Raw genomic sequence first — 12,992 nt, 5'->3', positions numbered from 1 at the left:
CCTTGCTCTAAACCGGCTGGACAATATAATCCAAGGGAGAGCGCACTTCAAAGCTGCCTTTTTGCCCGATACCTTCAAATACTCCAGGAATTTTGCTGTAATCCAGTCCTGTGAAAATATCCGCGAACTCTCTCTGTTCATTTATATATACCCTTTTACGATGGCGATATCCCGGATTTTTCAATAATGCAGCAAGTGCTACCAAATCCCTGATATATACATCCTTCGTTCCAGCCTTGAAGATTGGATCCTGTTCATATGGAGTGATACTTCCAGCCAGCTCATCAAAATACCTTACATAAAGGACATGCAGGGTCTTCTCCTTGCCATCTTCCACAAAAGTCACTTCGCTTCGGTTGAAAAAATCCTCAGAGGTGTTTGATTTTTCTTTTTCAAGTTCATAACCAATACATTGCTTTATAAGCATGGTATTCCTCCCGTTGGACATTAATTCTTAAATAGTTATGTAGAAAGAAATGCTTTTCCAGAAGAAGCCAGAAGTTCGGCATCCAAATTAAAGCATTTCCCAAATAATTATTTTGATTTTATCATAAATTCCAAACTTTGTGCACAAAAGCTATTGATCTGTTTCCATTGTTTCCTGGAACTTCTCAAAGAATAGATCCGCGTCATCCTGCAATTCGTCATCCTCAATATGATCCGGCAGTGGAGGCAGTTCGCTAATATTTTTCAATCCAAAATAATCAAGGAATTCTTTTGTTGTTCCATATAAAATGGCACGGCCCGTTCCTTCTGCTCTTCCAACTTCTTTAATCAAAGCCCTGGAAGACAGCGTATGGAGCGGCCTTTCCGTTTTTACTCCGCGGATTTCTTCGATTTCGGCCCTTGTAATCGGCTGCTTATATGCTACAATCGCCAAAGTCTCAAGGGCTGCTTGCGACAGATGCGCCGTCCCTGGTGATTCGACAAGCTTCTTTAAATATTCAGCATGCTCTTTTTTCGTAGCCAGCTGGTAAACTCCTGCCAGCTGGACGATTGTTATGCCGCGGTTTTGATCACTTTCATAATCCCGTTGAAGTTCAGCTACAATTTCATTTGCCTGTATTTCATCCACTTCAAGCACAGAAGTAATCTGCTTCAGGCTCAATCCTTCATCCCCAGCTGCAAAAAGTAGGCTCTCCAATATCCCTTTCCACTTCACTATTCCCACGCTCTTACTCCTTTCTGGCTGTCATATATATTTCAGCAAAGTTTTTCTCCTGTTCGACGTCGATTTCTTTCCGTTTGATAAGCTCAAGAATTGCCAGGAAAGTAACGACAATATGCTCACGGTCAGATTCAGGAAACAAGTCGTAGAACTTTTTCCTTGTACCGCTTTTTTTCAGGAAGCTTAAGACTTCGTCCATCCTTTTCTCTATGGAAATTTCTTGACGGGCTATCTTGGTCGACATTGGCCTTTGCAACTTTTTTCGTCTTAAAAGCTTTTGAAATGCACCAAGCATGTCATATAAAGATATATCAAGATTAGTATTGTCGCCTTTTATTTCATCTGCATACTCCGTGAGGTCACTTGGAGGTTTGGTATACATCAATCCCCGTTCCTCCTCAAGGATTTCAGGTCACTGGCTGCCTCTTTGAACTTCTTATATTCAATCAATCTTTCCACGAGTTCATTTCGTGGATCCTCTTCGTGATCAAACTCAAATTCATCTTCCAGTTCTGCTTCATGCTTAGGAAGGAGCATCTTGCTTTTGATTGCTAACAGCGTCGCTGCCATTACAAGATATTCACTTGCAACATCGAGCTGCAATTCCTTCATCGCATGGATATACATTAAATATTGTTCAGTTATTTCCGCAACCGGTATATCATAAATATCAATCTCCAAAGTATTGATCAAGTGCAGAAGTAAATCCAATGGGCCTTCAAAGGCCTCGATTTTCACGTTATATTGCATTATTTCCCACCAAAATTCCTATAATGAACTGCATCATTATATAAGTATAGTAGATAAAGTGCGTGTTATCCATTACTAATTTTAAGTACAAATATCTAGTTCTTCCTTATAAATACAAGTTTGCGCCCAAACCCTTCTCTTCGTGAATGCATATGCTGAAATTGTATATTAGGCTATTTCACTAATAGGAGGTAATGGTAAATGTCAGATAAAAAAGGTTATGGACACGGAGCGGGTTTTGCTTTAATCGTCGTGCTATTCATTTTGCTCATCATAGTTGGTGCAGCCTGGTTATAAGGTAAGGCAATTTAAAAAGCAATGAATGAATGCCCGGCACCGGCCGGGCGTTTTTTAGGTTTGCTGTTTCGCATCCTCTTCCAGTTTCATCATTTTATTCAATTTATGCTAAGCTAGTGGTACTTGATTGGGGGTTATTACATGACAAAATTTCCAACATCCTATATACAATACCTCGCTCATTTCCATGGAGACAGGGATTATTTTGAATGCCATGAGACTTTGGAAGAATATTGGAAAGCAACTGACGCTGGCAATAAAAAATCTATCTGGGTAGCATTAATCCTTTTGGCTGTGTCAACTTACCACCATCGCCGCAATAATTTTCCTGGTGCAATAAGGACTTTAACTAAAGCAGAGGAAATCTTTTCAGAGACAAAAGAAGCAACTGCCCGATTAGGAATCGACCCTGAGCTATTGACAGAAACACTGGCTATAAGAAAAAACAACTTGCTTAACAACGTTCCATACACGAGCTTTAATCTGCCTCTAAGCGACACCGAACTTAAAAAACTTTGCTATGATGAGTGCAGACATAATGGTTTTACATGGGGAACAAGCAGTAATCTGCAGAATCCTGACTTGGTCCATCGGCACTCAACAAGGGATCGAAGCGATGTCATTTCAGACCGGCGGATGGCTCTCGAGGAAAGGAAAAGCAGAGAAAAATAAAAAGGCAGTCGGACTTAACATCCACTGCCTTCTACGCTATTGTCTTCCTCGCTGCACTTTTCAAAAAAGGAAGCCGTCTCAGCATTTGCAACTGCTGTCCATTCAGGAAACATCTCCTGCAGGGAATTGACCATACGCCTTCCAATCCCTTGATGGCGGTGTGATGGATTCACAGAGATGTGAAGAAGCTGCATCATTTTATCATTAGTGAAGTTAACACCCAGTAGCCCAATGATATCTTCACCTTCCTTCCATAAAAACAGTTGCCATGAATCATCTGTTTCATAATTCTTCATCGTCTGCTGAAGTTTTTTCAAATCCTTCTCATTTGGCATGAAAGATAGCAATCCCATCGCAATCTTTTCATATGCTTTTTATATCGAATTAACATAGATATCCCTCATTGTGGTTTGACAGTAATAATGGAATGATAACAAAACCATTTTTTCCATTTTTCATCCAACTTAAACCTTAGCTTCCTGTAAATAGAAAGCGACAAAAAATAAAATGTTAAAACATCATTTTGATAATATATGTTTTTCCGTCATTTATGGTTCTTCATTTTAATTGAATTGATAATATCATACATAATCTGTACGGATACTTCAATTTTTTTTGTGGGCTATTGTCCTGGTACGATAAAAAACCAGTAGTAGGCTCCCCATCCAATAGACATCAACAATAGTAACACAAATAACAGCCAGTTGTTCTTTTTCAAACCGGAATCCCTCCCAATCTGTAATTCTACAATAAGACCGGGTATTTAGCCAACTTAACATATAATCAATAAAACCAGATAAAAAAGCTGCGGGAGAGCAGCTTAATTTTTCACCTTTTCTTTAAAAGGAAGATCCAATTTTACCATGTCTTCAAATGTTTCGCGGCGGACCACCAGTGTGTCCATGGAATCCTCCAGGAAAACGACCGCAGGCCTTGGAAGACGATTATAGTTATTGGCCATTGAATACCCGTAGGCACCAGTACAAAAAACAGCCAGAAAATCCTGGTCACCAGACTTTGGCAGCGGAAGGTCCCAGATTAGCATATCTCCCGATTCACAACACTTCCCGGCAATCGATACGGTCTCTTCAGGTTTGTCCATTACCCTGTTTGCAAGGACTGCTTCGTATTTAGCCTCGTACAATGCCGGGCGAATATTATCGCTCATTCCGCCATCGACAGCTACGTACTGGCGGACATTTGGAACATCCTTTCTCGAACCGATGCGGTAAAGGGTAGTACCGGCATCCCCAACAAGGGAACGTCCTGGTTCGATCCATATTTCCGGGATATTCATCGAATAGTGAGAAGCTTGCTTTTTCACCTCGGCAATAATCTCTTCTGCATATTGTGCTGCTGGAATAGGGTCATCTTCATCTGTATATCGAATCCCAAAACCACCGCCAAGATTGAGGACTGTAGAGTCGAAAGACAAATCCTTTTTCCACCGATGCAGTTTTTCAAAAATTTTCTGTGCAGCGAGGATGAATCCTGTTGTTTCGAAAATCTGTGAACCTATATGGCAATGCAGGCCGAGAACATCGATATTCTTGTCATCAAGGCAAAGTTTCATAGCCGCATCAGCCTGTCCATTCTGCAAATCAAATCCGAACTTCGAATCTTCCTGGCCTGTTAAAATATAATCATGTGTATGTGCTTCAATACCTGGTGTAACTCGTAATAAAACTTTGACTGCCGTATTCTTCACTTTGCAAATATCCTTCAGCATGTCAAGTTCGTAAAAGTTATCGACGACGATACAGCCAACATTGTTGTCAATAGCCATTACCAGCTCTTCCCGGCTTTTGTTGTTGCCATGGAAATGGATTCTTCCTGTAGGGAAGCCAGCCGCTATTGCTGTATAAAGCTCTCCGCCAGAAACGACGTCAAGAGAAAGATTTTCTTCCGCAGCCAACTGAACCATCGCTATGGTTGAAAAAGCTTTACTGGCATACGCTACTTGAGCGGTAATTCCTGCAGTCTCGAAAGTTCTTTTAAACGCTCTTGCCCGTTCCCTGATCAAGGCAACGTCATAAACATACAGCGGGGTTCCATATTTTTCAGCTAATTCGATTGTATCGACACCGCCAATTTCCAAATGCCCTAGTCGGTTAACCTTTGCAGTTCCATGAAATTCCATGTTGTCCCCTCATCCCTTGCCTATCATTTGATTTAAGCTTGTTTTCTTATTGTTCTGTTATTTCAGCATAAGCTTTATCCTGCTAAGTGCCGTTAATAAATAAATAAATAAATAAATAGACAGTTCACTTGATGAACTGTCTATTTATTTTTCACTTTAAGTCTTTAGTAAATTAAAAACACTTTATCATAATTTGAGGGAACGCGCAATTGTAACATAATCAGGACTTTGATGGCTGCTTGTAGCGATTCCTTGCATGGACAATGCTTGGCCGGATTTTCGATCCTGGTACAGCTCTTCTGATCAAAATCTGCATAAATGCTACAGGATGAAAAGGAATGAATGGCCAGAGGTAAGGAGTGTTCAGGGATTTAATACTAGCAAGCAACAGCAGCCAAACTGTGGTTCCTGCTACAAATCCCGGTACATGGAATATAGCAGTCGAAATCAACAGGAACACCCTTCCTAGTTTGTTTGCTATACTAAGTTCATAACTTGGTGTCGCATATGTCCCGATTGCCGCCACAGCAACATAGAGAATGACTTCTGGCACGAACATCCCTACGTCAATTGCGATCTGTCCAATCAGGACTGCAGCGATTAAGCCCATTGCAGTTGAAAGCGGCGTCGGCGTATGGATGGCTGCCATTCTCAGGAACTCAATTCCTCCATCTGCAAGCATTATTTGCAAGAAAATCGGAATATTGGAATCTTCATTAGGTCCGATAAAGGAAATTTTATCAGGGAGCAGGTCTGGATTCTGCACAAATAAGTACCACAACGGCAAAAGTAATAGTGATGCAAGCACTCCAAGGAATCGTACCCAGCGAACCATCGTGCCGACACCTGGCGATTGCCTGTACTCTTCTGCATGCTGAAGATGGTGGAAATAGGTCGTTGGCGTAATGATGACACTCGGAGATGTATCCACATAAATCAGGACATGTCCTTCTAGCAAATGGGTCGCGGCTACATCGGCCCTCTCCGTGTACCTTACAAGCGGGTAAGGGTTATAGCCTTGTTTCACCAAAAATTCTTCAATTGTTTTATCAGCCATCGTAATGCCGTCTATTTTGATTGTATTGAGTTCCTTTTTGATGACCTTGATTAAGTCAGGATTTGCGATATCTTTTATATATGCTATGGCAACGTCTGATTTCGACCTTTCTCCCACCTTCATCATCTCAAAACGCAGATTTTCATCCCGGATACGCCTTCTTGTCAATGCCGTATTGACAATGATATTTTCAACAAACCCATCCCTCGATCCACGCACAACCTTTTCTGTGTCAGGCTCCTGAGGCTGTCTTCCCGGGTAGCTTCTGACATCAACTACTAACCCTATTTCTTCCCCTTCAACCAATATGACAATGAGTCCCGAAAGAACCTGATCAACAAGCTCATCCATCGTCTTGATTTTTTCGACAGACTGGTGGGTAATCCGATTCTCTACAATCTCTTGCAGATGTGTAGAAAGTTTCTCGTTATCATTGATGTCCACAAGTCCTTCAACAATATGTACGATGAAGCTTGTATCGCACAGACCATTCACATAATAAAAATGGACATTCTTTTTAAGAATTTTCAGCTTCCTGACTCCAAGGTCAAAACTGGCTTCCAGGCCAACGTTTTCTTTCATATATTTTTCAGCTTCGTCCAATGATTTCGGGATGGGCAGCTTGTCATTGTTCTTTGGCATAGAATCCGCTCCTTTCAAGGATGATTTCCACTGCTTTTTTCGTTATTGGCGAACCGATTTTATAGTGGTCACGGCGTGCCATTTTTCCGATATCCCCTATTCCGATTATTAACGGAACATCAAGCGTATCCAAACAGTACACTGTATCTCCGTTGATTCTCCCCATTTCCAGTTCTGGAATTCCATGTTTGTCCACTCCATAGGGGGTGAGATCACCTTCCCGGTCTATGCAAAAATCCACACGGCTCCATTCCGCCATATGAGTTTTCGAAGCGACAGCAATCGCTCCGAGCACCTCAATGTCATCATGGTCAGCCACGTATTTCAGGGCTTTTTCCCCTGCTCCTTCTCCAAGAAAACCACTATCATCGAACATAACAAGCACTGGATCCTTTGCAGCTTTTTTGATTAATTTAACAAGGTGCGGCCCCGAAAGGACAGAAGGATTGCCATGTGAAAGAGAGATGCACCGCCCGCCAACTTCTGCAGCCACAAGCTCAACTGCACGCCTGGCATAATCATCACCATCTGTAATTAAGATTACCTTCCTTTTTTCGGCCATTCTCTGCCGTCCTTTCTGCAGCTCATTTTTATACTAAACACGGTGGTTGTTGGAGCTCAAAAGTTTTTTAACGTCCTACGAAGTAAATCCAATGAAATAATGATCCGAATACTTTTCCCAGTACTATTGCCATCAGCAAGGTTTCAAGTTTATCATCCACCCTGACTCTTTTAGCAAGGATTGGAAGGACATTCAGTACCTCTGTCAAAGCCGCAGCCAGCATACCTACAAATATGCCACCCGCCAATCCAAGCGGAATGGTAACCAGCGGAGAAAAACTGAGCAGCGGGTCCCTTAAGCTGCCGACAGTTCCCAATAGAGCCCCCAGGACAACAGCCCATTCATACCAGGATATCAATTTCATTGTCTTCGTTAGCTGTGTAAGTCTGGGTATCACTCCTAGAACGGACAAAAACGCAACAAATCCAGAACCTACCGCAAGCCCACTCGCCAGTCCTATCAGAATTATGAATAAGATACTAATCGTCATCTATATGCTTCACGCTTTCCTTGTTTTCATGCAGGATGACATATTGGTCAAGTGATTGCTGGTAGTTGAACATTTCAACTTCAAGAGGACTGGGCTCTTCATTTAATCTCTTTTTAAATACATGGTTAAAAAATAGTACCATGCCAACCCCAATACCGATTGAATAAGGAATTTGAAATAACAGCGGCTTCTCAACTTCTTTTCCTGTCATGATGTAATAAAGTCGCTCATGGACTGTTTGCATACTGACATCCTCATGGAAATTCATAATGGTCAAAGCTGCTCCGAAAAACAACAGGAACCAGACGAGGATAAAAAATGGAATCGACATTCCTTTTTTCTTGTAAATCACCTCGATAATCGTTTGCGGCGGCCCAACTGCTTGAACCTCATGATCCCGGTATATGCCGGTGATAAATTCAATGACCTTCATGACATCAACAATGTGGATATGATCCTTAGGCGTAACTTTAAGGACCTGAAGTGCTGCCAATTGTTCATAAATATCCTCACTGGCAATGATCTGCGCTATATCCTTTAACAAAAGTGATTCCTCAGGCTTGACCTGGACGCGATTTCGCATGCGGATATAAATCGTTTTTTCCATCAGATTCACTTCCAACACATTGTTTTCCTCGTATATTTAGTATGGATTCCTTCAGTTTTTTCATGAAGTCCAATAATTGGTTAAGAAGGGATTATGTATGAATGGGGAAAGCAGATAGGAATAACTAGTTGGTTTTATTTTTATTGGTGACCTTTTTTTAAAATCTCGACTTTTCGGGCACCAATACGCTCCCTCTTTCCAAAATCCAAGCATTCCGGGCGCCTATATCCTAATACGGGTAGATAAACATTAAAAAAGCCATATGGATTTAAAGATCCATACGGCCTTTCATTTGCTGCAGTATTTTCTTTTCAAGGCGTGAGACCTGGACCTGGGAGATTCCCAGCCGGACTGCGACCTCAGATTGGGTTTGATCCTTATAATATCTCAAATACACGATCAGTCTTTCCCGTTCGTCCAGTTCATTTATTGCCTCTTTTAACGCGATTTTATCGAACCAGCGGCCGTCTTCCCCGTTATCGATCTGGTCTAACAGGGTAATTGGGTCGCCGTCGTTTTCGTACACTGTTTCATGGATGGATGCTGGGCTGCGGCTTGCTTCCTGTGCCATGATCACATCTTCAGGCGAAAGCTCCAGAAACTCGGCTATTTCATTGACAGTTGGTACCCTGCCCAATCTTTTGGAAAGCTCATCCTTCGCTTTCCTGATTTTATTGCCAGTTTCTTTTAGTGACCTGCTTACTTTCACGGTACCGTCATCCCTGATGAAACGCTGAATTTCACCAATGATCATTGGAACGGCATACGTCGAAAACTTCACGTCATACGAGAGGTCAAATTTATCAACTGACTTCAAGAGGCCGATGCTGCCGATCTGGAACAAGTCATCAGGCTCATATCCTCTGTTGAGGAAGCGCTGGACGACAGACCATACAAGTCGCATGTTTTTCTGGACGATTAGATCCCTTGCGGCCTGGTCCCCTTGCTGGCTTCTCAAAATCAGTTCTTTGACTTCATGGTCCTTAAGATACGTTTGGCTATTATCCTTTTTTACCTCCACATCCATAAGCAGAACTCCCTTAATTGCACAGCGCTTTGCTCTTTGACAGGTGCTTTTTCAAACGAATCTCTGTCCCAAAGCCGGGCTCTGATCTCACTTGTACTTCGTCCATGAAATTTTCCATAATCGTAAAACCCATACCGGACCTTTCAAGTTCAGGCTTGGATGTATAGAGCGGCTGCATTGCTTCATCGATATCTGCAATTCCTATTCCTTCGTCTTTAATCAGCATTTCCACAGTTCCATCCTGAATCATCACAGAAATAAACACTCTTCCATCTGGATTACTTTCGTATCCATGAATGATAGCGTTTGTTACCGCTTCCGATACTACCGTCTTTATTTCGGTCAATTCATCCATCGTTGGGTCCAGCTGTGCAATGAATGCAGCAACTGTAACGCGGGCAAAAGATTCATTTTGGCTTAATGCGCTAAAATGAAGATTCATTTCATTCTTCATGTATCAAGCAACCCCCAATCTCTCTAATGCATATTCTTCTGACGGTTCAAGACGGATGATCTTGAATAGACCCGACATGTCAAATAACCTCTTGATTGGCGGAGAAATTGCGCAAACTACCATCTCTCCATGGAGCTGCTTGATTTGTTTATACCTTCCTAAAACTACCCCTAGACCCGAACTATCCATAAAGGTGAGGTGTTCAAGATTCAAGACAATGTGGCGGACTTCTTCGTTTTCAAGGGCTTTTGTTGCCTGCTCGCGAAGCTTGTCTGCAGTATGGTGATCTAATTCACCACTAACTCGAATCAATAAGACGTCATGCTTCACTTCAATATCAATGTTAAGACTCACTATCCAAAGCCTCCTTATCTGGTATAGTGAGTCAAATTCTCCATTGATTCAGCCAAATCCTTCTAAAGAACAAAACTAGTGTCTATTCGCTAAAACTAGATGGAATGGCAGTGTTTTCGACAATTCAGTGCGGAAATTTTCACTATTACTGATTTCCAGCCCTCGTAAACATACCGAATGAGCGTTTATACAGTACCCACCAGCTTGCTTTTTCCACCTTGGCATCTGCAACAAGAGGTGTTTCCGCAAGGGTCTTTCCGTCTTTTATCAGCTTCAGGGTGCCAACTCTGTCTCCTTTTTCGACTGGTGCTTTAAGATTTTTATTCAAAGTGATACTCTGCTTTACATCCTTTACGTCTGCTCCTTTTTTAGTTAAGAGGGAGACATTTTCAGATGTAACGGCATTTATTGTCTTCTTGTCACCTTTGCTGATGGCTGCCTTTCCTAGTGGATGTCCTTTCTTGAACATAGGATGCGTCTGGTACTGGCTGAAGGCATAGTCCAGCATTTTCGTTACCTGTGCATTCCTGGCCTTGGAGGTAGGTGCTCCAAACACAACAGCAACCGCACGCATGCCATCCTTTTCCGCTGTAGCAGTCAGGCAATATTTCGCTTCATTCGTAAAGCCTGTTTTCAGGCCATCCACTCCAGGGTAAAAACGAACGAGCTTATTCGTATTGACTAGCCAGAATTTCTTATCAGAATCCTCACGGAGATAATCTTCATACGTTCCAGTGAACTTGGTTATTTTTTCATACTTCAGCAATTCTTTTGCCATCATAGCCATATCAAATGCCGAGCTGTAATGGCCATCGACAGGCAATCCGGTGGTATTTTTGAAAAATGTATTTTTCAAGCCAAGTTCCTTTACTTTATCATTCATCATTTTTACGAATGCTTCTTCTGATCCGCCAATCCGCTCAGCCATTGCAACTGACGCATCGTTTCCAGATCCAATTGCTATTCCTTTCAACAACTGTTCAACTGTCATTTCTTCTCCTGGCTCAAGGAAGATTTGAGAGCCACCCATTGATGCTGCATATTCACTGGCACGGACCTTTTCATCCATTTTCAGCCTTCCTTCATCAAGAGCCTCCATAATCAATAGCATTATCATGATTTTAGTCATGCTGGCTGGCGGCAGCTTTTCATGACTGTTTTTATCTAATAGAACCTGACCTGTGTCACGTTCAATCAAAATAGCTGAACTGGCATCATTGGCCAGACCAGTGTCTCCATCATTCGCATATCCTTTTGGGGTGATGATTGCAGCTCCCATCATAAAAACAAGCAGTACACTCGTTAACTTCTTCAGATTCATGGCCATAACCCTCCTATCTTTATAGGGTCTATTTTTTCCAACTAGTCCAATTTTATACAAACAAGGTATATAAAACCGATATTTTCGTACACAAAAAAGCGAAGAGTCGCCTCTTCGCTTTTTTTGCTTTGTTTATTCTGTAATTTCTTCATGAACCAAAATCGGTGCATCAACATGTTCGCTTGAAACCTTAATATTTTCATACAGCATTTCTTTCACTTCGTTTACATCCTCGAAGTTGCTGTAAATTGTTAGGAGAGAGTCGCCTTTTTCAACTTTATCGCCGATTTTCTTGCGCAATACCAAACCTACTGCCAAATCGATTTCTGATTCCTTTGTCGCCCTTCCTGCACCAAGAAGCATTGCGGCAGTTCCCACTTCGTCAGCAACGATTTCAGCAACAAAGCCTGCATCCTTTGCTTCAAGTTCGAAGGTGTATTTTGCCTGAGGAAGCTTGCTTGGATCGTCAACAACAGAAGCATCTCCGCCTTGAGATGCCAGGAATACCTTGAACGTTTCAAGAGCGGAGCCGTTCTTGATCACTTCTTCTAATTTGCTGCGTGCTTCCCCAAGTGACTCAGCTTTGCCAGCCAGGAATACCATGTGGCTTCCGAGCGTCAAGCAAAGTTCTGTCAGGTCTTCTGGACCCTCACCCTTCAATGTATCGATTGCTTCCTTAACCTCTAAAGCATTACCAATGGCGTATCCCAACGGCTGGCTCATGTCTGATATAACAGCCATTGTCCTGCGTCCAACATTATTACCGATGCGCACCATCGCCTTTGCCAGTTCACGAGAATCACCAAGTGTCTTCATGAACGCACCTGCACCTGTTTTAACGTCCAGGACAATCGCGTCAGCGCCTGCAGCAATCTTCTTGCTCATGATTGAGCTGGCGATAAGCGGGATACTGTCGACAGTTGCGGTTACATCACGCAATGAATAGAGCTTCTTATCAGCCGGAGTTAAGTTTCCGCTTTGGCCGATAACCGCAACTTTATTTTTATTTACGAGATTGATGAATTCGTCATTGTCGATTTCTGCATGGAAGCCTTCAACGGATTCCAGCTTGTCGATTGTTCCGCCCGTATGACCAAGCCCTCGCCCTGACATTTTGGCTACTGGAACACCGACAGCAGCAACTAATGGCCCCAATACAAGAGTAGTTGTATCACCTACACCGCCGGTAGAGTGCTTGTCGACTTTTACTCCTTCAATGGCTGAAAGATCGATCTGGTCACCAGACTTCACTATTGCCATTGTAAGATCTGCGCGTTCTTTTTCCGTCATCCCCTGGAAAAAATCGCCATAGTCAGCGCACTTACCTGATAATCTGGAATCGAGCCAGCTGTATAGCCATCAACAAAAAATTGAATTTCTTCAGTTGATAATTCATGTCCGTCACGTTTTTTCTCAATAACGTCAACCATTCTCATCATTATCACCACTTA

Annotated in this window: 13 protein-coding genes and 3 pseudogenes; 2 read left to right on the top strand and 14 right to left on the bottom strand. The window is 42.3% G+C overall.

The genetic code is table 11. From position 1 onward, the window contains the following. Positions 1-7: 7 nt before the first annotated feature. The 3 genes and pseudogenes from JCM21738_RS00165 to JCM21738_RS00155 form a co-directional block, all read right to left on the bottom strand. Positions 8-427, bottom strand: coding sequence for a hypothetical protein (locus JCM21738_RS00165; RefSeq protein WP_023627475.1), 420 nt, complete (start codon positions 425-427; stop codon positions 8-10). 150 nt (positions 428-577) lie between these two features. After that, the gene (gene scpB, locus JCM21738_RS00160; protein ID WP_023627474.1) at positions 578-1,171 is read right to left on the bottom strand and encodes an SMC-Scp complex subunit ScpB; all 594 of its coding nucleotides are present in this window, start codon (positions 1,169-1,171) and stop codon (positions 578-580) included. A gap of 4 nt (positions 1,172-1,175) precedes the next feature. Beyond that, a pseudogene (locus JCM21738_RS00155) lies at positions 1,176-1,918 on the bottom strand (segregation/condensation protein A). Between the two features lie 201 nt (positions 1,919-2,119). Here JCM21738_RS00155 and JCM21738_RS00150 point away from each other — a divergent pair. Together JCM21738_RS00150 and JCM21738_RS00145 are read left to right on the top strand one after the other, a co-directional pair. Next, the gene (locus JCM21738_RS00150; RefSeq protein ID WP_023627472.1) at positions 2,120-2,215 is read left to right on the top strand and encodes a YjcZ family sporulation protein; all 96 of its coding nucleotides are present in this window, start codon (positions 2,120-2,122) and stop codon (positions 2,213-2,215) included. Between the two features lie 141 nt (positions 2,216-2,356). Beyond that, the gene (locus tag JCM21738_RS00145) at positions 2,357-2,887 is read left to right on the top strand and encodes a DUF309 domain-containing protein (protein WP_023627471.1); all 531 of its coding nucleotides are present in this window, start codon (positions 2,357-2,359) and stop codon (positions 2,885-2,887) included. A 14-nt stretch (positions 2,888-2,901) separates the two neighbouring features. Here JCM21738_RS00145 and JCM21738_RS00140 read toward each other — a convergent pair. The 11 genes and pseudogenes from JCM21738_RS00140 to JCM21738_RS00090 all read right to left on the bottom strand — a co-directional run bounded on the left by JCM21738_RS00140 (position 2,902) and on the right by JCM21738_RS00090 (position 12,977). Further along, positions 2,902-3,278 (bottom strand): annotated as a pseudogene (locus JCM21738_RS00140) (GNAT family N-acetyltransferase). Between the two features lie 429 nt (positions 3,279-3,707). After that, entirely contained in the window at positions 3,708-5,027 is a 1,320-nt protein-coding gene (gene lysA, locus JCM21738_RS00135; RefSeq protein ID WP_023627469.1) for a diaminopimelate decarboxylase, read from the bottom strand. 220 nt (positions 5,028-5,247) lie between these two features. Further along, complete coding sequence (locus tag JCM21738_RS00130; RefSeq protein WP_023627468.1) at positions 5,248-6,726, bottom strand: spore germination protein; 1,479 nt, start codon at positions 6,724-6,726, stop codon at positions 5,248-5,250. Further along, positions 6,710-7,288 carry a stage V sporulation protein SpoVABEA gene (gene spoVAEA, locus JCM21738_RS00125; RefSeq protein ID WP_023627467.1) on the bottom strand — a complete coding sequence of 193 codons (579 nt, stop codon included), beginning with the start codon at positions 7,286-7,288 and terminating at the stop codon, positions 6,710-6,712. Before spoVAEA ends, JCM21738_RS00130 begins: the two co-directional genes overlap by 17 nt. 67 nt (positions 7,289-7,355) lie before the next feature. After that, on the bottom strand, positions 7,356-7,778 hold the full coding sequence (locus JCM21738_RS00120) for a stage V sporulation protein AB (RefSeq protein WP_031308430.1): 423 nt from the start codon (positions 7,776-7,778) through the stop codon (positions 7,356-7,358). Then, the gene (locus JCM21738_RS00115; protein WP_031308428.1) at positions 7,768-8,385 is read right to left on the bottom strand and encodes a stage V sporulation protein AA; all 618 of its coding nucleotides are present in this window, start codon (positions 8,383-8,385) and stop codon (positions 7,768-7,770) included. Before JCM21738_RS00115 ends, JCM21738_RS00120 begins: the two co-directional genes overlap by 11 nt. Positions 8,386-8,653: 268 nt before the next feature. Next, entirely contained in the window at positions 8,654-9,412 is a 759-nt protein-coding gene (gene sigF / locus JCM21738_RS00110) for an RNA polymerase sporulation sigma factor SigF (RefSeq protein ID WP_023627464.1), read from the bottom strand. Between the two features lie 13 nt (positions 9,413-9,425). Beyond that, positions 9,426-9,866 carry an anti-sigma F factor gene (spoIIAB, locus tag JCM21738_RS00105; protein ID WP_023627463.1) on the bottom strand — a complete coding sequence of 147 codons (441 nt, stop codon included), beginning with the start codon at positions 9,864-9,866 and terminating at the stop codon, positions 9,426-9,428. Positions 9,867-9,869: 3 nt separating this feature from the next. Then, complete coding sequence (gene spoIIAA, locus JCM21738_RS00100) at positions 9,870-10,220, bottom strand: anti-sigma F factor antagonist (RefSeq protein ID WP_023627462.1); 351 nt, start codon at positions 10,218-10,220, stop codon at positions 9,870-9,872. Between the two features lie 145 nt (positions 10,221-10,365). After that, positions 10,366-11,535, bottom strand: coding sequence for a D-alanyl-D-alanine carboxypeptidase family protein (locus tag JCM21738_RS00095; protein WP_031308426.1), 1,170 nt, complete (start codon positions 11,533-11,535; stop codon positions 10,366-10,368). A 138-nt stretch (positions 11,536-11,673) separates the two neighbouring features. Next, positions 11,674-12,977, bottom strand: a pseudogene (locus JCM21738_RS00090) (pyrimidine-nucleoside phosphorylase). Between the last annotated feature and the right edge of the window lie 15 nt (positions 12,978-12,992).

This window comes from Mesobacillus boroniphilus JCM 21738 (genome assembly GCF_000517385.1).
GTDB classification, from domain to species: domain Bacteria; phylum Bacillota; class Bacilli; order Bacillales; family Cytobacillaceae; genus Mesobacillus; species Mesobacillus boroniphilus.
This window is presented reverse-complemented; position numbering and strand designations above follow the sequence as displayed.

Coding starts and splice junctions, on each gene's coding strand:
- JCM21738_RS00165 (WP_023627475.1), bottom strand. CDS start 427: ATGCTTATAAAGCAATGTATTGGTTATGAACTTGAAAAAGAAAAATCA.
- JCM21738_RS00150 (WP_023627472.1), top strand. CDS start 2,120: ATGTCAGATAAAAAAGGTTATGGACACGGAGCGGGTTTTGCTTTAATC.
- JCM21738_RS00145 (WP_023627471.1), top strand. CDS start 2,357: ATGACAAAATTTCCAACATCCTATATACAATACCTCGCTCATTTCCAT.
- lysA (WP_023627469.1), bottom strand. CDS start 5,027: ATGGAATTTCATGGAACTGCAAAGGTTAACCGACTAGGGCATTTGGAA.
- JCM21738_RS00130 (WP_023627468.1), bottom strand. CDS start 6,726: ATGCCAAAGAACAATGACAAGCTGCCCATCCCGAAATCATTGGACGAA.
- spoVAEA (WP_023627467.1), bottom strand. CDS start 7,288: ATGGCCGAAAAAAGGAAGGTAATCTTAATTACAGATGGTGATGATTAT.
- JCM21738_RS00120 (WP_031308430.1), bottom strand. CDS start 7,778: ATGACGATTAGTATCTTATTCATAATTCTGATAGGACTGGCGAGTGGG.
- JCM21738_RS00115 (WP_031308428.1), bottom strand. CDS start 8,385: ATGGAAAAAACGATTTATATCCGCATGCGAAATCGCGTCCAGGTCAAG.
- sigF (WP_023627464.1), bottom strand. CDS start 9,412: ATGGATGTGGAGGTAAAAAAGGATAATAGCCAAACGTATCTTAAGGAC.
- spoIIAB (WP_023627463.1), bottom strand. CDS start 9,866: ATGAAGAATGAAATGAATCTTCATTTTAGCGCATTAAGCCAAAATGAA.